Source organism: Ignavibacteriales bacterium (genome assembly GCA_016700155.1).
GTDB lineage: Bacteria > Bacteroidota > Ignavibacteria > Ignavibacteriales > Ignavibacteriaceae.
This window is the reverse complement of sequence record CP065001.1, coordinates 3,402,111-3,427,477: the sequence shown is the minus strand read 5'-3', so window position 1 is coordinate 3,427,477 and position 25,367 is coordinate 3,402,111. Positions and strand designations below refer to the sequence as shown.

General features: G+C 38.7%; 13 protein-coding genes. 8 read left to right on the top strand and 5 right to left on the bottom strand.

The window, feature by feature from the left end:
• Position 1: 1 nt before the first annotated feature.
• The 5 genes from IPM56_14285 to IPM56_14265 form a co-directional block, all read right to left on the bottom strand.
• Positions 2-820 (bottom strand): glycoside hydrolase family 16 protein, encoded by an 819-nt coding sequence (locus IPM56_14285; GenBank protein QQS35402.1) that lies wholly within the window; start codon positions 818-820, stop codon positions 2-4.
• Between the two features lie 134 nt (positions 821-954).
• Positions 955-3,225 carry a beta-glucosidase BglX gene (gene bglX, locus IPM56_14280; protein QQS38320.1) on the bottom strand — a complete coding sequence of 757 codons (2,271 nt, stop codon included), beginning with the start codon at positions 3,223-3,225 and terminating at the stop codon, positions 955-957.
• Between the two features lie 77 nt (positions 3,226-3,302).
• Positions 3,303-5,111, bottom strand: a complete 1,809-nt coding sequence (locus IPM56_14275) for a glycoside hydrolase family 3 C-terminal domain-containing protein (protein ID QQS35401.1) — start codon at positions 5,109-5,111, stop codon at positions 3,303-3,305.
• Between the two features lie 147 nt (positions 5,112-5,258).
• Entirely contained in the window at positions 5,259-6,239 is a 981-nt protein-coding gene (locus IPM56_14270) for an ROK family protein (protein QQS35400.1), read from the bottom strand.
• Between the two features lie 7 nt (positions 6,240-6,246).
• The gene (locus IPM56_14265; GenBank protein ID QQS35399.1) at positions 6,247-7,740 is read right to left on the bottom strand and encodes a sugar MFS transporter; all 1,494 of its coding nucleotides are present in this window, start codon (positions 7,738-7,740) and stop codon (positions 6,247-6,249) included.
• A gap of 433 nt (positions 7,741-8,173) precedes the next feature.
• Between IPM56_14265 and IPM56_14260 the strand changes: the two genes are divergently transcribed.
• From IPM56_14260 to IPM56_14225, 8 genes are all read left to right on the top strand, one after another.
• Positions 8,174-9,493 (top strand): extracellular solute-binding protein, encoded by a 1,320-nt coding sequence (locus IPM56_14260; GenBank protein ID QQS35398.1) that lies wholly within the window; start codon positions 8,174-8,176, stop codon positions 9,491-9,493.
• Between the two features lie 6 nt (positions 9,494-9,499).
• Complete coding sequence (locus IPM56_14255; protein QQS35397.1) at positions 9,500-10,978, top strand: ATP-binding protein; 1,479 nt, start codon at positions 9,500-9,502, stop codon at positions 10,976-10,978.
• Between the two features lie 10 nt (positions 10,979-10,988).
• The gene (locus IPM56_14250; GenBank protein ID QQS35396.1) at positions 10,989-12,461 is read left to right on the top strand and encodes a sigma-54-dependent Fis family transcriptional regulator; all 1,473 of its coding nucleotides are present in this window, start codon (positions 10,989-10,991) and stop codon (positions 12,459-12,461) included.
• A gap of 183 nt (positions 12,462-12,644) precedes the next feature.
• Complete coding sequence (locus IPM56_14245) at positions 12,645-14,981, top strand: T9SS type A sorting domain-containing protein (GenBank protein QQS35395.1); 2,337 nt, start codon at positions 12,645-12,647, stop codon at positions 14,979-14,981.
• Positions 14,982-15,163: 182 nt separating this feature from the next.
• The gene (locus IPM56_14240) at positions 15,164-16,792 is read left to right on the top strand and encodes a sodium:solute symporter (GenBank protein ID QQS35394.1); all 1,629 of its coding nucleotides are present in this window, start codon (positions 15,164-15,166) and stop codon (positions 16,790-16,792) included.
• Between the two features lie 94 nt (positions 16,793-16,886).
• Positions 16,887-19,355, top strand: coding sequence for a T9SS type A sorting domain-containing protein (locus IPM56_14235; protein QQS35393.1), 2,469 nt, complete (start codon positions 16,887-16,889; stop codon positions 19,353-19,355).
• Positions 19,356-19,503: 148 nt separating this feature from the next.
• Positions 19,504-22,215 carry a TonB-dependent receptor gene (locus tag IPM56_14230; protein QQS35392.1) on the top strand — a complete coding sequence of 904 codons (2,712 nt, stop codon included), beginning with the start codon at positions 19,504-19,506 and terminating at the stop codon, positions 22,213-22,215.
• A gap of 27 nt (positions 22,216-22,242) precedes the next feature.
• On the top strand, positions 22,243-25,362 hold the full coding sequence (locus tag IPM56_14225; GenBank protein QQS35391.1) for a hypothetical protein: 3,120 nt from the start codon (positions 22,243-22,245) through the stop codon (positions 25,360-25,362).
• The last annotated feature ends 5 nt before the right edge of the window (positions 25,363-25,367 follow it).

Here is a 25,367-nt window from a genome sequence, read left to right as displayed (position 1 = left end):
ATTAATTTTTAGTGTAAACTCTTACATAATCAACAGTCATTCGCTGAGGGAATGGCGTGTTCGGTGCCGGATTACCGGGCCAGTTACCGCCGACAGCTACATTCAACAGTATGTGAAACCTTTTATCGAACGGCTGACCATGAACTTCAGTGTGATACTTGTTGCCGTCAACATACCATTGCATTCCTGTTGAATCCCATTCACATGTAAAGACATGATATTCTTCAACAAAATTTCCTGTTGGCAAAGTATAACTTCCGCCGCTGTGCTGGTTGTTTGGCCAGGCAGGACCATAATGAATTGTTCCGTAAACTTTATTTGGTTCGTGACCAAGCAATTCCATAATGTCAATCTCACCGCTTGTAGGCCAGCCGCCATAAGCCCAATCGGTCGGAAGCATCCAGATTGCGGGCCATAGTCCTTGTCCGTAAGGAAGTTTTGCACGGATATCAAAACGACCGTAAGTCCAGTCACCTTTGTTCATCGTTCTCATTCTAGCAGACGTATATTCTTTACCAAGATAATTTTTTTTCAACGCCTGGATAACTAACGCACCGTTTTCAATAAAAGAATTTTCGGCAAAGTTTGTATAGTATTGAAGTTCGTTATTGCCGCCGCCGTCGCCGTTAACTTCGTGCGACCATTTTGTCAGATCAATATTTTCTCCGTTGAATTCATCATTCCAGACTAATGTCCAGCCCGGTAGATCAGGAATAGTATCTTTCGGTTCAGTAGGTTCATCTTCACTGCATCCTGCAAAACAAAATGTTGCAGTAAAGATTGAGATTAAAAATAATTCAATTAAAATAGTTCGTTTCATTTATGTCTCCGTTATTAGCATTTATAAAACTTATTCTCTGCAACTGTTCATCTCATTATTAAGATATCCTGAATTTAATTTTACATCTTAAGCAAATTCAGAACAACCAAGATTTTAGCATTCTATTACATGTTTTAATAAATCAGTTCAAATGATGTTGTCTTTACATCGACAGAATTTGTTCCGACAAAAACATCAAACTTTCCAGGTTCGCTTACAAACTGCATGTCAATGTTCCAGAATTTCAGTTCTTCATTTGAAATTTTAAATGTTACAGTTTGTGTTTCGCCTTTTTTCAGGAATATTTTTTTGAATCCCTTTAATTCTTTAACCGGTCTTGTTACTGAAGCAACAACATCACGCAGATAAAGCTGGACAACTTCTTCGCCATCCGTTTTCCCGTTATTGGTAACATCAACGGATATAGTGAGTTTTTGATTCTTATTAATTTTTTGTGAACTTAATTTTATATCACTGTAAGAAAAAGTTGTGTAACTCAATCCGTAACCGAACGGGTAGAGTGGAGTCATTTCAAGATCAACATATTTTGAACTGTAGTTATTGTTCAGATCACCAGGTCTTCCTGTGTTTTTGTGATTATAGTAAATCGGAATTTGTCCGACTGATCTCGGAAAAGTAACAGGAAGTTTTCCAGAAGGATTGTAATTACCGAACAGTACATCAGCAATTGCATCACCTGACTTAATGCCAAGGAACCATGCTTCAACAATCGCGTCGGCTTTTTTAGAAATATTATTAATTGAAAGCGGCCTTCCATTCATCAAAACAACAACAACCGGTTTGCCTGTTTTAAAAATTTCTTCTGCCAGTTCATTCTGTACACCGGGTAGTTCAATTGATGATCTGCTTCTTGCCTCACCGCTCATAGATCCTTTTTCACCCAACACAAGTATTACAACATCGGATTGACTTGCTTTTTCAACCGCGTCTTTAAATCCTTCTTTAGATGTTCCGTCAATTGTACATCCGGTTGAATATAAAATTTTTGTGTTGTTTGAAAGTTCTGTTCTTAATCCTTCAACAACTGTAACAACATCATTTGAATCTCCCTGCTGATACCAAGAGCCAAGCGGATCAGACTTACTTTCTGCAAGCGGACCGATAACAGCTATAGTCTTTAAATCTTTTTTTAATGGAAGAAGATCTTGCTCGTTTTTCAAAAGCACGATAGATTTTTGGGAAACTTCAAGAGCTGCATTCTGCATCTCTTCATTCATTACAGTTTTCTCTTCGAATGATTTGCTGCAGTAACGGTAAGGATCATCAAACAAACCAAGTTTAAATTTTATTCTTAATATTCTTCGTACAGATTCATTTACAATTGCTTCAGAAACTTGTCCGGATTTTACAAGATCAACCATATTGTTTATGTATGACCTTGATTCCATATCCATATCAACACCGGCATTGATTGATAACTGACCGGCATGTTTAAGGTCTGCGGCATTTCCATGATTTATCATTTCGCCGATAGAATTCCAATCGCTGACCACAAAACCATTAAAGCCCCATTCGTTCCTGAGTATATCGGTTAGTATATATTTATTTGCAGAAAGCGGAACACCCGCAATTTCATTGAACGAACACATAAATGTTTCAGCGCCCGCATCAACAGCAGCTTTGAAAGGAGGGAAGTAAACTTCGCGTAATGTTCTTTCGGACATATCGACAGTATTATAGTCGCGACCACCTTCAGCATCACCATAGCCAACAAAGTGTTTTGCACAAGCAACAATATTTTTGTTCGATGTAAGATCACCCTGCAAACCTTTAACACGCGCGACAGACATGATTGTTCCGAGATAAGTATCTTCACCGGCGCCTTCAACAATTCTTCCCCAGCGCGGATCGCGGGCTATATCAACCATTGGTGCGAACGTCCAATGAATACCGACTGATGAAGCTTCAAGTGCCTGGTACATTGCAGACATTCTTACAACTTCAGGATCCCAGCTGCTTACTTCTGCAAGCGGAACAGGAAATGTAGTTTTGAATCCGTGTATTACATCATATCCAAACAACAATGGAATTTTCATTCTTGTTTCTTCGACAGCAATCCGTTGGAGATCTCTTGTAAAATCAGCACCGACAGCATTAAGAAAAGAACCGATCTTTGATTCCTTTATCATTACTTTGTATTCATCCGGAACTACGCTTTGAACAGTTGGTCCCCATCCAATACCAAATGAAAGCTGGTTCAATTGTCCGACTTTTTCTTCAAGTGTCATTAGGCTTAACACTGAATCAATTTTACTTTCAATAACGGAGTTTAGGTTTGAAACATTTTTTTTATCACCGGTTTCATTAACAACAAAACCGAGAAGTAAAAACATAGCGGCGAATAGTAGTATAGGATAAATCGTTTTAAAGAAAGCTGCTTTCATTTTTTCCTCTGCAAGAGTTAGAATATCAACACAGGATAAATCTTCATATCCTGCATCCGTTTGTTGTAAAAAATTTTTCAATAGCTTAATCCAAATCCATAAGGAAATAACGGATCATAATTTATATCTCCGTTGTTTACAGGAATCTGTGACATACTTCTTGGCCATGAATGAGAAAGTTTTCCGGTTGGATTGTAATCACCGAAAAGTACATCTGCTACACCCTGACCTTCAGTACCCGGAAGCCATGCTGCGATAAACGCGTCAACATTATTTAAGGTTGGTTCGATAAGCATTGGTCTGCCTGAAACAAGAATAACAACAACAGGCACACCGGCATTTCTTATCCTGTTAATTGCCTGAATGTCTTCTGATAATAAACTTAAATCATCCCTGTCACCGTTATATTCTGCGTAAGGAGTTTCACCAATAACGACAACGCCAACATCAGCGCCGGCTGCACCGCTTCCATCAATCGAATGTGTTACCTGTGTTGATGTTGAAACTGTATTTTGAATTGCCTCAAGTATTGTTGTTCCATGAGTGATTTCTCCGCTTCCGCCTTGCCAGCTAATTGTCCAACCGCCGCATTGATTTCCGATGTCATTTGAATTTTTACCTGCGACGTGAATACGTGTAAGGTTTTTTGAAAGTGGTAAAACACTGTTGGAATTTTTTAGAAGCACTAAGGATTGTCTCACACATTCTCTAGCAACTTCACGGTGAGCGGCAGAACCAAGTGAAGCGGTGAGGCTTCTGTCAGTTAATGGTCTTTCGAACAGCCCCATCTGCATTTTAACTTTTAATATTCGTCTTACTGCATCGTCAATTCTTGACATTGGTACTTTCCCATTATTGACAAGAGTACGCAGTATGCTGATGAATTCTTTGTATCTGTCAGGAACCATTATCATATCAAGCCCGGCGTTAATAGAGATTTCAATATCACTTGCAAAGTCGCCGGGGATCTGATCTATTGCAGCGTAATCACTGATCAGGAATCCTTTAAAACCCAATTCATTTTTTAAAACATCTGTAAGAAGATATTTATGGCTGTGAAGTTTTTGTCCGTTCCAACTGCTGTATGAAATCATAATTGAACCAACACCCTGCTGTATAGCCGCAATGTATCCCGGAAGATGTAACTGTCTTAAAGTCTGTTCATCACAAACCGTGTTTCCCTGGTCATCACCGTCAACTGTTCCGCCGTCACCAAGAAAATGTTTGGCGCATGCAAGTACTGATGTGTTTGCACTTAGATCACCTTGCTGATAACCTTTTATTTTTGCTTCTGCCATCATCACTGCAAGTTCAGGAGTTTCACCAAAACTTTCATAAGTTCTTCCCCATCGTTCATTTCTTGCAACCGCAATACATGGTGAGAATGTCCAGTCAATTCCGGTTGCTGCAACTTCCCTTGCGACTATTGTTGCAGCTTGTTCAACCAATGCAGGATTTCGTGTGCAGCCGAGACCAATGTTGTGAGGAAAGATCACAGCGTTCTTTACATTGTTGTGACCATGAACGGCATCGATACCATAGATCAATGGTATTTTTAATCTTGTTGTAACCGCGTAAGCCTGGTAAGTATCATACATATCAGCCCAGCCCTGCGCGGTATTACTTGATGGTGCTGATCCGCCGCCGCTCAGTAAAGAGCCGATTTTAAAATCACGAATGTCTTCGATCCTGTCTAACGCGTTCCTTTCTACTTGTGTCATCTGTCCGATTTTTTCTTCAAGCGTCATATCGGCAAGAAGTTTATTTACGCGTTCGTCAACGTTTAATTCACTATCGGGGTCGGTTTCATCTTTGTTGCAGCTTAAAAAGAAAATAGAAATTGTAAGAAAGGCTAAGTAGCAGGCTGTCCTGAAAAACACATTCATAATTTGAATCCTGAATTGGTCTGAAGAAAAAGAAGAGACTGAAATAATCCATAACTAACTAACGAAAGGGTACGGGTGAATATTTTTTTGCAGGGTTAAAATATTCTATCAGGAAATCTTTCTTTCAGTCTCTTCAAAAAACACTAACTATTTGTATTGCATCTGAACTTTATCAAGCTCATTCCATATTAATGCGCTGGCGCCGAGCACAGCGGCGTTTCCTTCAGTTAAAGCTGAAGGAATAAGTTTAACTTTGTTCTTGAAAATGTTAAGCACATTTTCTTCCATATATTTTTTTGTCGGGTTAAAAATTAATTCTCCCGATGAAGCAAGCCCTCCGAACAGAATTATTGCTTCGGGACTTGTATGTGCAATTGCGTCTGCCAGTTTAATACCGAGTATCTTACCGGTTACATCAAACGCTTTTAGGGCGATCCTATCACCTTTTCGTGCGGCTTCACAAATCATTTTTGCAGTCATATCACTGAAGGTAACATTTCGCAGTTCACTCTCATCATTAAGATTTGCTAGCAGTTCAAACACAGTGCGTTTAATTCCGCCTGCGGATGTATAAGTTTCAAGACATCCTTTACGACCGCATCCGCATTGCCTTCCGTTGATGTCGTAGATTGTATGTCCTATCTCACCGGCAAAACCATCAGCACCATAAATCAAATCACCGTTTGCAACTATACCGCTGCCGACACCGGTGCCGAGTGTTATCATTATAAAATCTTTCATACCTTTTGCCGCACCGAATTTCATTTCACCGATTGCAGCAGCGTTCGCATCATTGGTAATGACTGTTGGAATGTCATAATATTTTTTCATAATCTCAACAACATTCACATAACCCCAGTTAAGGTTCGGAGGAAGTTCTACTGTGCCTTTATAGTAATTAGCGTTTGGCGCGCCGATGCCAATTCCAATAAGAGTATATTTTCTGTTTAACTGTTCATAGGATTCATCGATCGCAGTTTTTAATCTTGAGAATAAATGATCAGCACTTTCATGCGAGTTTGTTGGTATTGAAGATTCAAATACACAGTTGCCATGCCTGTCAACATAACCGAAGACGGTGTTTGTTCCGCCGATGTCAATCCCCAATGTTACTTCAGTTTTATTCATAAAAATCCTATGCTTTGGAAAAAGTGGGGATGTGTCCTTTCATTCCATAGTATGCTATGTAGAAATAGCACAATACAGGAAGGAAGAATGCATGATGAATGCCGATATTATCAGCAAAGAAGCCTTGTGCAACCGGTATTAAAGCTCCGCCGACAATTGCTGTACAAAGAATTCCTGAACCCTGACCAGTGTGTTTACCAAGTCCGTCTATAGCAAGAGTGAAAATTGTCGGGAACATTATTGAATTGAAAAGACCGACTGCAAGAATTGTCCACATTGCAACAGCGCCATAAGTGAGCATCGATACGATTACAAGTGCCGCAGCACATATAGCAAGAATTGCCAATGTTCTTCCGGGTTTTCTGTTGCCAATGTTAAATGCTATATAGTTCAATACAACAAAAAGAAGGAAGGTTAATGTTTTGCTGAATCCTTCAAATGAAATGGCGGACAGGTTTTGATATTCCTTAGTTATATAGATTGCAATTACAGGTGCTAATACGAAAACAAGTGCAGTATAAATATTTTTCTTTCTTGTGTCCTTCAATTCTGAAAGTGTTATGGCTCCGAAAAATCTTCCTATCATTGCGCCGCCCCAATACAGAGCTACATATTTTCCTGCTTCTACTTCAGGCATTGACAATAATTCATTAAAGTAGTTTACAAGGAAACTACCTATAGAAACTTCAGCACCGACATAAACAAAAATTGCAACCGCGCCAAGTACAAGATGTTTATATCCCCATGCGCTTTTATGGTGATGGTCGTAACTAACACCCTCACCGCCGCTTGATGATTGTGACGCTGCTTCAATTTTCGGCAGTTTGAATAATGTGAATATTATTGCAATGGCTACCAACATTCCTGTTAGAAGCAGATATGGAGTTTGTACTGAACCTGCTTCCATTAGTTTATATGCTTCAAGTTCAGTTGCGCTTAACCTTGCAAGTTCATCAGCACCTTTAACTGCGACTGAAAGAATTAGTATTGAGCCAAATACCGGGGCTATTGTTGTTCCTAATGAATTAAATGCCTGTGAAAGATTTAATCTTGCAGAAGCTGTTTCGGGTTTACCGAGAATTGCTACATAAGGATTTGCCGCAACCTGGAGTAATGTTATTCCTGATGCCAATACAAATAAAGCAAGAAGAAAAACCATGTATGATCTGCTGCTTGCAGCGGGATAGAACAGCGCTGTTCCTACGGCGGCAATAAGCAACCCGATTATTATACCTGTTTTATAACCTATCTTTTCTACTAACATGCCTGATGGAAGAGAAACAATGGCATACGCTGTAAAAAATGTGAACTGTATCAGCATTACTTCAGTGTAGTTCAGATCAAATACAGCTTTAAGATGCGGAATAAGAATATCATTAAGACAGGTGATAAATCCCCACATAAAAAATAAAGATGTAAGTACAATCAGGGCGGGAGTATAATTTGCGCCGGAATTTATAGAAGCTCCTTTTACAGAAGTGTTAGCGCTTTGAACAGCCATCGGAATCTCCTTTAAGCAGTTAGATTTTATTTACTTTTCAAAATTATGATTAAGCCGTTTGCGAACAAAACTTCAGCAATGTTTAAATTTTTACAAATTCAATTCGGCGTTAAACATCGAGCAGACATCTTAGGCAAATATTGTGCCCTCATATACATTATGCCCGGGTTAAATAATTTTTTGTTTTGACTTTGGATTACAATCAGTACAAATAAAAATGAACTGTGAATGTTTTAGTTACTTATTATTTTGATAACAAATGGTTATCAATTTAATAATCAATAATGCTGATTTGTTTTAGCTAAGCATTGTATCTAAGGTATTTGTTTAATGTGGTAGATGCAGAGGGAATTTAATTCACAAAAATTAATTGCCTATTTTTGCACAAGTTAATGATGATTATTCCGGAAACAGATATTAGCGTGAGAGAAGCTTGAAGTTTGAAAAGATATTTTATGTTGTTATAAGTGCCATTCTGATCACTGCGTTTATTATGGTGAGTTATATTTCACCGCCGTTTACATCAGGAAGTAGTTCCGCTCCACTGCTCAAAAAAATTTATTTTGCAGATAACATTTCAAACGCTCACCTGAAAGTAATTGAGTCATTTAATAAAAAATTTGCAGGAAAAATTGAAGTAGTCCCGATCAATTTGTCGTTTGACAAATTCAGTACCAACGAAAGAAAGGAACTGTTAGCAAGATACTTAAGAAGTAAAAGTGAACGTGTGGATATTTTTGCCGTTGATCAGATATGGGTTCCGCGGTTTGCAAAATGGGGAGTGCCCTTGGAAAAATATCTTACTCCCGAACAGACCGGAAATATTCTCAGTTATGCAATGGAGTCTTGCCTGTATAACGATACCCTGATTGCAATACCGCTTTACATAGATGTTGCGCTTATGTTTTATCGCGATGATATTCTTAAACAACTTCCGGATTACAATGAGGTTATCACAAAATTAAAAAACTCTTTTACATGGGAGGAATTTTTTAATCTGCATGAACGATTAAGAAATAAAGACGAAAAATTTTTCATATTCCAGGCAGATGACTATGAAGGTTTGATATGCATCTTTGCGGAGATGATGTCCCAGCAAGGCAAACCATTTATCAGAGACGGATATCTGAATCTTGAAACACCCGAAGCTGAAAAAGCTCTTCAACTATTAGTTGACATGGTTTATAAATACAAACTTGCACCAAAGCAAGTTACTGAGTTTAAGGAATATCCCAGCTACGATTATTTTATGGAACAGGACGCTGTGTTTTTACGGGGCTGGCCTGGATTTTACAGCGATGAGAACCGAGCATTAAATCTTAACGAGAAAGCTGTTCAGCATTTAAGAAAGGCGCCGACACCCCATTTTAAGGGCTCCAAACCGGGATCGGTTTACGGCGGCTGGAACCTTATGATATCACAGTATTCGCTTAATATTCCTGAAGTGGCAAGGTTTGTTAATTATTTAACCAGTGATGAAGCTCAGAAGATAATGTATGAAGAAGGCGGCGTACTTCCGACTTTAAATTCTATTTACAGTGATTCTGATTACGTTCAAAAGCATCCGGATCTGAGATTTTATCATTCACTTTTACAAAAAGGAATGCACCGTCCCTTTATAGAAGATTACACAAATATCTCGGACATTCTTTCTTTTTATGTAAACGCTGCCATTAAAAAAGAGATGACTGTGAAAGAAGCTCTTCATAGCGCATCACAAAAAATCAAATCAGGCAGTATTTTTCTTAAGTAGAATGATATGATCAGAAAAAAATTCATAGAAAAATTCAGGGAATATCATTTTGAGTTTAAACACTTAACAGTTCTGTTTGTTATACTTTTTTCTTTCCAGCTTCTTGTATCATTTATTAATAAATCATCAATCAGAAGTTTTTTAAGCAACACGCAGGAGTGGTATCAGAAGGATTCAGCAGAAAAACATGCCAACCTTACGGCGACTTCATTCGAACTTTTGATTGAGACCTTCATTCCTAAAACAGAAATGTCTGATGAAGAGAAAAGAAGGCTAATTCAGTCATTCAACATAATCTTCAGCCAGCAAATGCTTCATCATAACATTGAAGAAATTTGCATTCTTGTAAGCGACAATGAAAAAGTTTTAGCGATTGATGATGGTGAAACGCTTTACAATTTCCTGTTTGACAGGAAGAATATTGTTCACCCTGTAAACGGGGATCATAAGGAAGCTGCAATCATGTTCGCATCAATGAGAGACCAGTTGCGATCTGATGAAAGAATTTACAGCGAACTTGTTGATGCAAAAACATTTAAAACTTTCGTGCCGTTTGTTGTAAGAGGGGAATACATTGGTTCAGTGTACATTAAAAACACACCTGACTTTAGTTTTATAAGCAACCAGGTGATAAGTAATTTTGATGAAACTTCTGTTATCTATCTTTCGTTAATCCTGCTTGGACTTCTCGCGATGTACTTCATCTCTTCCTATACCGTAAAAGAACGGGATGATGCACAAAAGATGTTGTTTGAAGAGCATGAAGAAAACCTTATGAAACAGATCAACTATCAAAAGGAACTTATCTTTACAAAAAGAATTTATCATACGCATCATAAAGCTGAGAAGATAATGGGTTTTATTAAGGAGGATCTTCGTAAGCTTTCGCCTGAAAACATAACCGATACAAAATACAGGGTAACGAAGTATTCTAATTTCATTTCAAGAGTGATTTATGATATGAAGTGGTACGATCCGCCTGTGCAGACAATCCGTAATCAGATGTTTAAAACAAATCTTAACGAAGTAATAAAATTTATTGTTGATAATATTTTTCTGCGGGTCTCATCAAAATCAAATGCGTTTGAAATAAGGATGGAAACCGATCCTGAGCTTCCCGTTGTTCCGATAAACGAATTTGTTGTGTGGGAAATTATAGAACCTTTGCTGCAGAACAGCATTGAACACGGCGGAGACAGTAACCTGGTAATCAACTGTAAAACAAAGTTCAACAGGGAATTGAATAAATCCTTTATTACTATCGAAGATAACGGAAAAGGATTACCGGAAAATCTTTTAATAAAAAATGAAAATGGAATAAAAAATATTTTCGTTGAAAATGTAACGACTAAGAAAACTGAAATTCAGAATTCAGGATATGGTTGCTATATTGCTTATGAAATTACGAAGCGCTGCGGCTGGGATATTGATGCCGGCAATCTTGCCGAAGGCGGCTGCAGATTTACAATTACAATCTCTAACTAGCGAATAACAAATGATTACTGACGGAAAAAAAATTCACATACTATTAATTGAAGATGAAGACTTTGATGTTAGAAGAGTTCAGAACACATTGTATCCATTCAATGAACGAATGAAAATAATTGATATAGTTTCAAATGGTAAAGCTGCGCTTGAACTTCTGAAATCTAAAAAAGGATATTTTGATGTGGTGATTATGGACTTCCAGATCGCCGGCGGTGTAATGGGTGAAGATCTTATCTACCAGATAAAACAGATAGATCACACAGTGCAGATAATCGTCATCACTAAAATGACTATCAACATATCCGACTACAACTTTGCCAACAAACTTATTAAAGCGGGAGCTTTCTGGTACTGTACAAAGTATCCCGGTGATATTGAAGAATACATTTACCAGCCGACAGATTTTTTGATGAGTATTTTCAATGCTCACGAAAAGTGTCTGCTTGAAAGGGAACGATCGAGATCCAACCAGAAGTTAAGCAGAAATGTTGAAGATATTCTTCAGCAAAAAAGAATGGTGGGTGAATCTCCATTAATAAATATCCTTCGTGAGGAAATTACAAAGTTTGCGCAGAGCAATGTTAACACACTTATAAGAGGTTCATCGGGAACGGGAAAAGAACTTGTTGCTTACAACATTCATTACCGCAGTGACAGGAAGTATGAAAATTTTATTATCATTAACTGCGGAAGCCTTCCGAGCCAGCTTGTAGAGAGTGAACTCTTTGGTTATGAAAAAGGAGCGTTCACCGGGGCTGATAAAAAGAAGCTCGGACTTTTTGAAATAGCAAACAACGGCACAATTTTTCTTGATGAGATAACTGAACTGCCTTTACCTGCACAGGTGAAATTACTTCGCGTAATTCAGGATGGTGAAATTGAAAAGATAGGTCGCACCGAAAAAATAAAAGTCGATGTAAGAATTATTGCTGCAACCAACAGGAATATAGAAGAGGAGGTTAAAGAGAGAAGATTCAGAGAGGATCTTTATTACAGGCTCAATGTTCTGCCTATATATGTTCCTGACCTTAAACATAGAAAAACCGACATACCTCTTCTCATCGATCACTTCCTTTCAAACATAAGTATAGATATGGGTAAGGATAAACCTCAGATTCCCGATGAAACCATGGAAGTATTCCTTCAATATGACTGGCCCGGAAATGTAAGGGAACTAAAGAATGTAGTTCAGCGTATGTTATTTACCTCTGAAAAAAATATAACAAAATTTCATGCTGAAAGAGCATTAGGTTTAACTGAACCAATGCGTCAATCAACTGAATCGGGTGTGACAGATTTTTTTAACCCCGAGCATATCATTCCATTAAAAGAAATGGAAAAGATAATGCGTGAAAGATACTTTAAGTTCGTCAGGCAGCATTCACAATCAGATACTGAAGCTGCAAAAAAACTAGGTATCGCTCCGCCTAATTATTATAGAATGTCTAAGGAACTGGGACTTAAAAAATCTGAAGATTAAACTTATTATTCTGATAATTGGAGTTTATTAGTTTAATAATTCTTCGACCTGATAATTTCAACCCGGATTGAAATTTCAATCAAATTTTATTCACTTCTTCGTGGTACTATACTTGCCTCATTAATCAGTCTGACTATTTCCTATAAATAATTCTGTACAGCATTATAAACCTGAGGGAGTTTTATGAAAATTTATTACCGACCGTATGCGGCATTTCTTTTACTTCTGTTCATGATAATCACACCATTCAAAACATATTCGCAGATAGCAGGACTTTTATCAACGAATTCATTAAAACAGGTAGATGGAATAAGAATACCGTTTCAAAATGGTTTTGCCGTTCCTTCATTTGAAAAACAAAGCAGAGAAATTTTGAATTTGAAAGGTGAATGGAAAAAACAAAGATTCGCCGCCAATGATAATGTCACTCTTGCAAAAAGAGATTCGGCAGGATATCAAAACATGTTGAACGAAGCACAGAACAGGCATCTTCAAAGCTATGATGACAGCGGGTGGGAACTAAAAACTTTGCCATCAGTTGAAAATCAGATGAATCCTTACCCACAGGTTCCAGAGTACTACCAGGATGGCGTGTGGTACAGAAAATCATTTACGGTTGATGCATCAAATGCTGAAAGTTTTGCAAAGTTAATGTTCTACTCAGTTAACTATGTTGCTGATGTATGGCTTAATGATGTTTATCTCGGCTGGCACGAAGGCGGTTATACTCCATTTGCGTTTGATGTTTCTGAAGTTTTGAATTACACCTCGAACAATGTCTTAGTTGTACGTGTTGATAATCCGCAATGGGGAACAAGGAATGATATTGTTCCTTATACACAGGCGGATTGGTTCAATTATACCGGGATTATTCATGATGTTTATCTTGAGTTTTCTGATCCGGTTTCTGTAATCCGCGCCAACATAGTGCCGCAAAACACTGATGGTGATGTTCAGACAACCTTAGTGCTTTTTAATAAAGGAAATGCTGATAAAAATATAAACGTAAACATAGAAGTTTATAATGCCGAGTTAAATGAAACTAACTTCAATTCAGAAAAAGCTTCTGACATAACCGGACTATCAGCCGCGATAACCGGTACATCATCCACATCATTTTTAATTAAAAGTGATTCAACAAAAGTCTGGCGGACTGATCTTAGAGTTCTGAACCCCAAACTCTGGACACCCAAAACTCCTGACCTTTATGTAATGAGAGTAACTATCACTGAAGGTACAACAGTGCTTGATGAATACTTTACACAATTCGGAATAAGAACAGTAAAAACTTCAGTTGATAAAGTATTGTTGAATGACAAACCAGTATTCTTCACAGGAATTGCTCGTCACGAAGACCATCCTTTGTTCGGAAGAAGTATTCCTATCGATTCAATTTACTCTGATATGCTAAAAGTAAAATCACTTAAAGTGAATATGCTTCGTACCGCGCATTACCCGAATCATCTTCATACATATCTTCTTGCAGACAGATTGGGAATTGCTGTTGTAGAAGAAATTCCTGTCTGGTGGTTTGATGAATCATTTGCATGGGTGCTGCAGAACAGTGTTAGGCATATTCACGAACAGATGTTCCGTGAAATGGTTTTTAAAGATTACAACCGTCCGTCAATTCTATTATGGAGTACAGCCAATGAATGTCTTGATGTAACAAACAGGCAGCAGTTTATTCAGAAAGTCAACCAGGAACTTGATTTTAATTACGCGGACGGAAGATTAGTTACACAATCAGCAGCGGCAGACAGACCCGGTCCAGAGGATCCATCTATGGCAGCTTGTGATGTTGCCGGTTGGACAATGTACTTCGGAATCTTCCATGGCGGAACTTATTACGATGGCACAAGAAGATTTTTAGGTTATGCAAATCTGGAATACCCGGAGAAACCGATCCTTGATACAGAGTATGGTTACTGGTCCGGAGAATTGAATTCGCCGACAGGACAGGCAAACCAGGTTACAGTATTTACAGAAACTTTTAATGCATTTACTTACCGTGCTTCGGTTATAAGACCTGACGGCTCGTACCGTGACGGAGGTTATTTAATGGGCGTAACGTGGTGGTGCATTTTCGATTGGTATTCGGCTCAGCATCCGCAGGGATTCCAGAGCATGGGCATTTACAGGATGAACCGCGATACAATTAAAGCAGTCGGTCAGACGATGATAAATGCCTATACACCTTTTTATGATTTAGGCGGAATGGTAACTGATATTGATAATGAAACAGGATTTGTTCCGGAGGAATTTCTGCTGGAACAAAACTATCCAAATCCTTTTAATCCTAAAACAAAAATCAGATGGCAATCACCAGCAGGAATCTGGCAGACATTAAAAGTTTATGACATTCTTGGAAATGAAGTAACTACACTTGTAAATGAATTCAGAGAAGCTGGTAAATATGAAATTGAATTCGACGCTTCTGATTTAGCAAGCGGAGTTTATTTATTCAGATTAAAAGCAGGTGAGTTTGAATCATCAAGAAAAATGATTCTTATAAAATAATTTTTGATTTATATCAAATAGTGATTATTAAAATAATAACTATGCTTATCAATTTAATAAGCAATTATAGCAGGCATTCAAACTTATTTTATTAAAAAGAAACTTAATCGAATACCTGTTCATTTTTAATTGATGGTATGATATGTGCAAACATCAATAGCTAAAAAATATTTAAAGAAATCGTGACTGATATTTTTTCACCAATAGATCTCCTTGTTCTGGTTGCATACCTTATAGTAGTGCTCAGTCTTGGATTCTATTATTCAAGAAGAAGCGAAGAAAATTATACGGATTATTTTCTTGCAGGTAGAAATATCGGATGGTTCACGGTCGGAATCTCAATATTCGCTACCAACATTTCAAGTGAACACTTTATTGGTCTTGCAGGCTCAGGTTCAATACGCGGACTTGCAGTGGGTCAGTTTGAACTTATGGCAATCTTCACACTGATATTCCTTGGCTGGGTACTTGCACCTGTTTATCTGAAATCCGGTGTGTTTACTATGCCGGAATTTCTTGAGTTAAGATTTGATGTGAGAATAAGGAAATTTTTTGCCGCGTTCTCAATCGTCATTTATATCTTCACAAAAATACTTGTATCACTTTTTGCTGCCGGACTTCTTTTCTATAAAATTTTCGGATTAAATATTTATGCTTCGTCTATCCTGATTGTACTAATAACCGGGCTATACAGTGTTACCGGCGGCGCAAATGCTGTTTTCAGGACACAACTGTTTCAGGGACTGATACTTATTCTTGGTGCTGTAAGTTTATCATTATTCGGACTTAATGCAGTTGGCGGATTTACGGGTTTGGAACAAAAACTTCCTGCCGATTTCTTTAATATGTTTAAGAACTTATCTGATCCGGATTTTCCGTGGACAGGAATTTTATTCGGTGCGCCGATTATTGCTTTCTGGTATTGGTGCACAGATCAGTATATAGTTCAAAGAATTTTAAGTGCACGTTCCGTTAATGACGCACGCAGGGGAACGCTTGTCGCTGCTTTTCTTAAAGTGCTTCCAATTTTTGTGTTAGTGTTACCCGGATTAATTGCCGTTGCTCTTTATCCTGAAATTAGCGGAGATGAAGCGTATGCTGCTTTGGTTGCCGGTGATCTTCTTCCGGTAGGTATTAAAGGATTAGTTGTTGCCGGATTACTTGCCGCTATTATGTCATCGCTTGCCGGTGCGTTCAACAGTACAGCGATTTTATTTACAAATGATTTTTATAAGATACGTTATCCCGGTGCTAACGAAAGAAAGTTAGTTCTCGTCGGAAGACTTGCAACTACCGCTGTTGTGGTTGCAGCTATACTTATTGTCCCGCTTGTTAAACTCATCAGTTCGCAGATTTATTTATTCCTTCAGAATGTACAGGCATTTGTAGCTCCACCCATCACTGCGGTTTTTCTTTTCGGATTGTTTTCTAAAAAGACAAGCGCCGATACTGCAATTACTACTTTGATTGTTGGCGAAGCTATCGGTTTGTTCAGATTGTTTCTACAAATGCTAATGAATTACGGTGTTGAACTTCATCCTGTATTTCAATGGCTCCTTGGAATTAATTTTTTGCACTTCGCAATCTTTCTGTTTGTCCTCAGCATAAGCCTGATAGTTGTACTTAATTATGCTTCATCAAAAAAGAACATAACCACTGTGTTTGGTCTTAAATATACAATAACAGAAAGTATGATGGATATAACAAGCGGTGTTTCAAACCTGCGGAGTGTAAGAGGTATAAAATCAAACCTGATATTATCGGCGTTTATAGTGATAATAATAATCGGGTTATGGAGTTTATGGTATTGAAAAACTTTGTTTCGCAAAACATTAAATCAAAAAGGATTGAAAGGAACAATTCAATCCAGCTAATTACAAACGTTCAACTAAAGAGAGGAAAGTTATGAAACGATTTATTCATCTTGTTCTTCTTCTGATGATGAGCATTTCTTTTACTATGGCACAAAGCAGTGTAGTAATTGAAAGCTTCGATTCGGACATTGCGGCTGATACTACATATCAGATTTCTACTGAAGGTAGTCCAAGCCGGATGGATTTCACTTTGAATACAACTGATTTCAGAGAGGGAACCGGTTCAGGAAATGCCGATATAGTTATCGGATCATTCCATTCATGGGGAAGCTATTCGCAGCTTATTAAAAGAGTACCTGACGGACAGCCGTTATATGACTGGACAATCAGTGATTCTTTGGCAATCTGGATAAAGGTTGTTCAGGCTCCAAGTTTACCTGCAAGTATTGTATTCAGAATTCACATTGCAGATCGTCCTACAGAGACCGATCCGATTGAAGAATACATCTACGAACATGCAACAGTTCTTGATGCAGTTGGTGACTGGTTCGAGTTAAAACTGCCTATAAGAATTTTAAGTACAGACGGAAGTTTAACTCCTGTTGATTCAGGATTCGTAATATTCCCTGCAAGTTGGGGCGGCGGTAATTTCAATAACCGTCAGTTCGATTCAGATAAAATTATTGGTTATAACATTTCAGCAATTTCAACAAGTATAGCTGAAGACTCACTCAAAGTTATTTTTGACGGATTCAGAAGATTTGGTGTTAAGGCTATTCCGCTAGTTGTATTTAACGGTATTACATTGTTAGGCAATATGTCTCAATTCACCTGGGGTCAATCTGCAGTATCAGTTGAAACCGGTGCAGGACCACAACCCGGAACAAATGCAATAAAATGGATACAGGGAGATGAATGGGCTAACGGCTGGACAGGTTTCGGTTACAACGTATCTCCATCAGTAAATCTTTCAGGTGCCTGGTTAGTTGATAGTATGAAGTTCAAACTGAAATGTGAAGCAGGTACCGGTCCGCTAAGAATTCAGGTTGAAGGCGGCGGCGGAAAAATCGGTACAGTATTCCAGCCAATTGCTGATGATCAGTGGCATGAATATGCTTTCCCGTTCCGTGAAATGGTTTACCAGGATAATTCTACTTCAATAGATTCAACTAACATAAACGTTGTTGGTTTAATGGCTGAAGCTTCGGGTGTTGCAGGTAGAGTATTATGGATTACCGACTGGTGGTCAGGAAATCCTGATTTTGATGTTATAGCTCCTCCTCCACCAACAAGTGTACTTGGATTACCCGGAACATATTCTAACCTGATAACTTGGATTGATGCTCTTAATGAAGCACAGGAAAAGTATCATATCTATTATAAACACGCTCCTATTACAGACCCTGACGACGCTGAAGTTGTAAAACTTAATGTTGGTGAAGGTGTTCAGACGTTCAGTCATTTATTAAGAGCGCCGGTAACAGATCAGGATGTTACATACTACTATGCAATGCAGACACAGGATCAGGCTGGAAATATCTCTGAATTATCAGAAGTATCAGCACCTGTTACCAACACCGCAAAAGGCGTTACCACAATTTCTTTGAACGCTCCGACATCTACATTTGTTGCTGACGGAAGTTTAACTGAATGGGCCGGCATTACACCAATTCATATGGCGCTTTCAGATGGTTCAGCATTTCTTGTTACCAATTCAACAATAACAAATGATGATGACCTTTCACTTGATGCTTATGTAGCAGTTGATAACAATTATCTATACATAGCATTTGATGTTGAAGACGATATCATAAGCTTCAATCCTGCGTTAGCGACATATCTGAATGACGCTCCGGATATTTTCCTTGGACTCTACAACTGGCATGGTAAACCACATACCACTTACAGAAGAGGTTCACAGCCGGATTATCATTTCAGAATGTCAAGAGACAGATGCTTGATAGATGGACTTGGCGGCGGCGACAGTTTATTGGTCCCAGGCACTGATTATTATTGGGATGAAAAATTCCCTACCGGTTATGTCGTTGAAGCAAGAATTGCATTCTCCGAACTTTCTAACAGATTTAACGATGATCTTTTTGTTCCGCTCGAAGGTATGAGAATACCAATGGACTTCTCAATCAATGATGCTGATGCAACAGGTGAAAGAGAAGGTATCATGACTTATTCACCATACAATGAAGACCAGTCATGGAGTGATGTATCAAGATGGTTGTACACATGGATCGGTGCTCTATGGAATCCGGTTGGTGTTGATGATCCACAGAACACAGTTCTTACATATGAACTTTCACAGAACTATCCTAACCCATTTAACCCTGCAACACAGATTGTTTACTCGATTGAAAAACCGGGTAATGTATCAATTAAGGTTTATGATGTATTAGGAAGAGTTGTTACAACACTTGTTGATCAGTTCAAGACAGCCGGTTCACATACAATTAACTTTGATGCAAGCAACCTTTCAAGCGGTGTATACTTCTACAGCATTGAATCAGGTTCATTCCACGCAACAAAGAAAATGATGCTGATCAAATAATTATTAACAGGAAGGCGCAGCAATTAAGTTGTGCCTTCCTTGTTTTGTTAAAATGGTTTGATGGAGATTCTAAAAAAAGTAATAAAGGTAAACGACAATACTCAGAACATTGTTAAGATTTTATAAAAAACTTATTGGGAATACGGTTATGTACAACAAAGCAAAAAGAGTGGTGTATTTTCGTACCGCTCTGATACCTTTACTTCTGATTTTCTTCTTAGCCGGAATACAGGCCGATATTTTTGCCGGAACAACCGGTAAAATTTCGGGAAGAATAACTGACTCCGAAACAGGCGAACCCCTGCTCGGCGCCAATGTTGTAATTGAAGGTACTTATCTCGGTGCTGCAGCCGATAATGACGGATACTATTATATAAATAATATTCCTCCCGGTGAATACCGGATAATAGCAAGTGCAGTCGGCTATCAGCGGGTTATTGTTGAAAAAGTTTTAATAAAAATTGACCTCACCACTAAAGTCGATGTCAAGTTAAGTTCAACCGTCATCAGTATGGGTGAAGAAGTTGTTGTTACAGCAACCCGTCCCCTCGTTCAGAAAGATCTTACATCAACATCATCTACAATCACTTCAAGTGATATTAAAATGATGCCTGTTGAAGAAATCGGTCAGGTTATTAATCTGCAGGCAGGCGTTATCGGCGGACACTTCCGCGGCGGTCGTTCAAATGAAGTCGCTTACCTGGTTGATGGTGTTACCGTTACAGATGCTTTTAACGGCGGACTTAGTGTTGAGATAGAAAATACATCTATCCGTCAGATGGAAGTTATAACAGGTAACTTTAATGCGGAATACGGACAGGCAATGTCCGGCGTTGTCAATATTGTTACGCAGGATGGTTCCAGCAAACTTGAAGGCACAGTATCCGCATACACAGGAAATTATTTTACAAACCATACGGACATATTCAGGAACCTTGATAAGCTTGACAGGCTTCCGGCACGAAACGTTCAGGTAAGTTTAAGCGGACCAACCGGTTTAAAAAACCTGACATTCTTTTTAACAGGAAGATACTTTGAAAATGAAGGTCATCTTTTCGGTAAACGTGTTTATAACATAGGCGATAATGTTCCATTTCTTCCAAACCCGTCAGAACCGGATTTCTGGATACCAAGAAATACGGGAGACGGCGCTTATGTTCCTCTCAATCCTGAAAAGAAATATTCATTTAACGGAAAAGTGACTTATTCTCTCCCCATGTTTAAGATAAGTTACAGTCTTTTTTATGATGATAACTATAATAAATATTATGATCATTATTTCTCATGGACACCGGACGGAATAAGAAGTCATTACAGGTATAACGCAATCAACTCAGTGCAGCTTTCACACTTCCCGTCACAAAGCACTTTTCAGACTTTAAAGTTTTCTTCAAACCTTCATCAGTATGAGGGATATTTATATGAAGATCCTTTTGATCCAAGATATATCGATCCAAACCAGGGAATCGCTACATCAGGCTATACTTTCAGGTCAGGCGGAAATGACGGCGGCAGATATGAGCGTTCAACACTTACTTATATTGGTCAATGGTCGATTAATTCTCAGATCTCAAAAGAGCATAAAATCGGCGCGGGTATTGAAGGGAGATTACACGACATATTCAATCATGGCTACAACCTGATTAACCTGACTGAGGGTCAGCAAGATACACTTGGTAACCCTATAGTAACTCTTGGTTACCGTAATCCCGGTGAAGAAGGCAACGAATCATACTATAAAAAGCCTTATGAGTTTGCTGCTTATGTGCAGGACAAAATGGAATATGACATAATGATCATCAATGCTGGCGTAAGACTCGATTACTTCCAGCCGAATTCTAATCAACCGGTTGATCTGCGTAACGTTACAAACAATCCGTTATATCCCGGCGCAAGCCAGTTTGAAAAAGCTGAGGCTAAGTTCCAGATAAGTCCAAGGCTTGGCGCATCATTCCCGATAACAGATCAGGGAATTATCAGGTTTTCATACGGACACTTTTTCAAAATTCCTAATTTCGAAAATCTTTACAGGAATTCAGATTTCCTCATAAATCCCACGGCATCAGTTTCATCAATTATGGGTAACCCGGATCTTAAAGCCGAAAAAACAGTTCAATATGAAATAGGTCTGCAGCAGGTTCTTTTCCCGAATCTTGTTTTAAACTTTGCAGTTTACTACAGAGATATCCGCAACCTTCTTGGAATGGAAATCATAAATACTTATGAAGGATTTAAATATGCAAGATTTGTAAACCGTGACTACGGAAACGTAAGAGGGTTTACAGTTACACTTGATAAAAGATTTGCAGATTATTTCAGCGCAAAAGTAGATTATACATTCCAGATCGCCGAAGGAAATGCAAGCGATCCTTTTGCAGTTTATAATAATAATCAGACTGATCCACCGGTTGAAGATGCAAAAGCAGTTGTACCGTTGAACTGGGATCAGAGATCAACTTTAAACCTTTCATTCAACGTTGGTGAACCGGGTGACTGGAACGCGGGCTTTATATTTCAATATGGTTCAGGCTGGCCTTATACCGAAGATCCTAAAAGATCAAACGGTGTGAGATTCGAAAACGGTGGAATCAAACCTTCATTTTTAAATCTTGATCTTCGCGCAGAAAAAGTATTTAAAGTTGGTGCGATTGATCTGAACGTGTTTTTGCTTGTTTATAATGTTCTTGATATTAAAAATGAAAATGATGTTTATGCAAGCACCGGTCGCGCAAATGCTGATCTAAATGTTAAAGAAGCAGGCGCGATATTCGGAATAAATACGTTTGAACAATACATAAACAATCCTGCAATGTATTCCACACCCCGTGAAATCAGGCTGGGATTCGGATTCGGTTTTTAAGGATATTCTAATTGGAGGAAAAAATTAATGTTTAAGAAAATAGCTACGATACTACTGATGCTGATTCCTGTACTGGCTCAGGCACAGGATCCTCAGGTAATTAAGTATAGAAATGAACCCAAGGGTGATATCCAGTACCGCCGCGAAGGCACGATGGATGGCAACCTTGTAAGAACTTTATTTTATAATAACGGCGAAGTTGCAAAATGGCAGTTCCAGCCTTCAGGTGAATGGCCTAAAGGTACAGGTCATTCCTATCTTGACGGAGTTGCTGTATTAATCGCTTCAGAGGTTGTTACGCCGGGTAACGGACAAACAGTTCATCCGCTTGAAACTTCTTACAGAGAATGGATGGATCCTAATCCGCCTATCGGTTTAACAAAATGGGGACTCGAACCTGTTCCGGGATATTTTAATCAGAACCAGGTTCAGGAATACCCGAAAGAAAAACCTTCTCCGGCAATCAACACAAACCCGCACACATGGCCAGCAGAATGGCCAGCCGCGTTGGATCTTACACCCGATTGGAACGGGTTCTGGTATGGTTACTTTGGACGCGGTGTTAATAATTCGGACTTCGAAACATTCTTTGTAATGGATGATTCAAAAGATGAAGAGTTTACCCGTGCACCTTACAACTATTATCCTATAGCCAGCGATCACAACAGGGGAGGATTGGGATTAAGAGTTGAAGTCCGCGGTTTCCAGTGGTCTCATGTTCTTGCTGAAGATATAATTTTCTGGCACTATGATATTGTCAACATCTCAGACTTTAATTATGACAAAACTGCTTTTGGTTTTTATACTGACTGTGGTGTGGGCGGAACTGATGACTCTGGTGATGACAATGCATCTTTCGACCTTTCATTAGATCTTGCATACTGCTACGACACAAACGGACTTGGTGTTCCCGGGGACTGGATAACCGGTTATTACGGTTATGCATATCTTGAAAGTCCGGGTAACGCACTTAACGGAATTGATGATGATGATGACGGACTTATTGATGAACGCCGTGATGACGGAATTGATAATGATAACGACTGGGTTGGATTTGCCGATATAAATGGAAACGGAGTTTGGGACGCAGATGAAAATGAACCGTTGAATAATGACGTAGGTCGTGATGGTGTTGGTCCATTTGATCTTCAGTATGAAGGTCCTGATGAAGGTGAAGGCGATGGATTAAAAACAGACGGCGAACCAAACTTTGATAAGACAGACAAAGATGAATCAGACCAGATTGGTTTAACCGCAGTTTCAATTTACAGGTTAGGCGACGGCGGTACAGGCGGCGGCTGGCCTAAAGACGATGAAACAATGTGGCTAAAAATGCTGGCAGGTACATTCGATACTTCATTGCAGAACGCAAACATAAGTATGGTATTTGCGTCAGGTCCTTTTCCTTTAAACCAGGGAAAAAGAGAAAGATTCTCAATGTGTTTGTTGTTCGGTAATAATCTTGATGATATTATTTTTAACAAAGAAACTGTACAGAATATTTATAATGCAAATTATAATTTTTCCAAACCTCCTTATAAACCTACTCTGACTGCTGTACCGGGAGATGGAAAAGTATTTTTATACTGGGATAAAGTCGCCGAAGAATCACGCGACCAGTTCTTAGGTTATGAAGATAATGATCCGACAAAAGGATATAAAAAAGATTTTGAAGGATATCTTTTATACCGAAGCACTGAAGCGGAATTCAACGACATAAAAATTATAACTGACTCTAAAGGTGACCCGAAGTATTACAAGCCTATCGTTCAATATGACCTTGTTGATTCAATACAAGGACCTGACCCGGTAGGTATTAACGGTGCAAGATTCTGGCGCGGAAGTAATACAGGATTGCAGCATTCATATATTGATACTGATGTTAATAACGGTCAGCGGTACTATTACGCAATGGTTTCTTATGATATGGGCGATCCGGATTATGGAACTACAGGGCTTCAGCCTTCAGAGTGTACAAAAATTATTTCAGAGGATTTTGCCGGTACAGTTACATTCATTGATATAAACTGTGCGGTAGTTACACCAAACGCACCTGTTGCCGGTTATGTTCCTCCCGAAATTATTGGTGATACAAAAACTCCGACAGGAATGGGAACCGGTGATCTGACCGTTAACATTCTTAATCCTTCAGCATTGATGGATGGTGCAGTTTACGAGATTAAATTTAAAGCATCGACCGACTATCCGAGATATAATACTCAGTCCTATTCAATAATCAGAACTTTCGGCGGAGCAGTTGATACGCTTGAGAGAAATATAGATTCAACTAACATCGGCCCGACAATTTTTAGTCCTCCGTTTGACGGCATGTCGGTGTCAGTAAAAAATGATACTGTTGCTGTTATTGATTCACTAACCGGATGGCTGGTTGGAAGCAGCAACTTTATTTTGGATGTTGTTGAAGATAAAACAATAAGAGCCGTTCCCTGGCCTTCTGATTATGAAATTCAGTTCTCAGATACATTTGTTGATACAACATTTTTCCCGCCGAGAACTCCTGTTCCGTTTAAGATACTAAATAAAACAACAGGACTTTATGTTAACTCCGGTTTAAGGGATGCGGATAATTCAGCTTCATTCACACCGGGTGATTCAATATGGATAGTTGAATTTATTGCGCTTCCTAAAACCACAGCCAATGCAAGGATAGCATGGGTAGTTTCCTACCTGCCGCCTTTCTTCATTGACCCTACTCCGCCTGTTGCCGGGGATAAATTCCAGATAACAACAAGTAAACAATTCAACACGGATGATTATTTCAGATACTCCACCAAACCGGTTGGCTTTGATCCTAACCAGGCAAATAATCAGATGGGAAGAATCGGTGTTGTTCCTAATCCTTACCTTGGAGCTGCGGAATGGGAAAGAAGAAATCTTAACTCAACAGGAAGAGGAGAAAGAAAAATTGATTTCATCAATCTGCCTCCTAAATGTGTTGTAAGGATTTATACAATCACAGGCGCTCTGGTTAAAACACTTGAAAAGGATTCCCCGATGGATGACGGTTCTTTATCATGGAACCTTGTTACAGAAGACGGAATGGATATAGCTTACGGTGTGTACATATATCACGTTGATGCACCGGGAGTTGGTGAACACATTGGCAAATTTGCGGTAATCAAATAGAGGAG

Excerpts from the sequence above, each read along its gene's own strand:
- IPM56_14285 (QQS35402.1), bottom strand. The coding sequence starts at position 820 with ATGAAACGAACTATTTTAATTGAATTATTTTTAATCTCAATCTTTACT.
- bglX (QQS38320.1), bottom strand. The coding sequence starts at position 3,225 with ATGAAAGCAGCTTTCTTTAAAACGATTTATCCTATACTACTATTCGCC.
- IPM56_14275 (QQS35401.1), bottom strand. The coding sequence starts at position 5,111 with ATGAATGTGTTTTTCAGGACAGCCTGCTACTTAGCCTTTCTTACAATT.
- IPM56_14270 (QQS35400.1), bottom strand. The coding sequence starts at position 6,239 with ATGAATAAAACTGAAGTAACATTGGGGATTGACATCGGCGGAACAAAC.
- IPM56_14265 (QQS35399.1), bottom strand. The coding sequence starts at position 7,740 with ATGGCTGTTCAAAGCGCTAACACTTCTGTAAAAGGAGCTTCTATAAAT.
- IPM56_14255 (QQS35397.1), top strand. The coding sequence starts at position 9,500 with ATGATCAGAAAAAAATTCATAGAAAAATTCAGGGAATATCATTTTGAG.
- IPM56_14250 (QQS35396.1), top strand. The coding sequence starts at position 10,989 with ATGATTACTGACGGAAAAAAAATTCACATACTATTAATTGAAGATGAA.
- IPM56_14245 (QQS35395.1), top strand. The coding sequence starts at position 12,645 with ATGAAAATTTATTACCGACCGTATGCGGCATTTCTTTTACTTCTGTTC.
- IPM56_14235 (QQS35393.1), top strand. The coding sequence starts at position 16,887 with ATGAAACGATTTATTCATCTTGTTCTTCTTCTGATGATGAGCATTTCT.
- IPM56_14230 (QQS35392.1), top strand. The coding sequence starts at position 19,504 with ATGTACAACAAAGCAAAAAGAGTGGTGTATTTTCGTACCGCTCTGATA.
- IPM56_14225 (QQS35391.1), top strand. The coding sequence starts at position 22,243 with ATGTTTAAGAAAATAGCTACGATACTACTGATGCTGATTCCTGTACTG.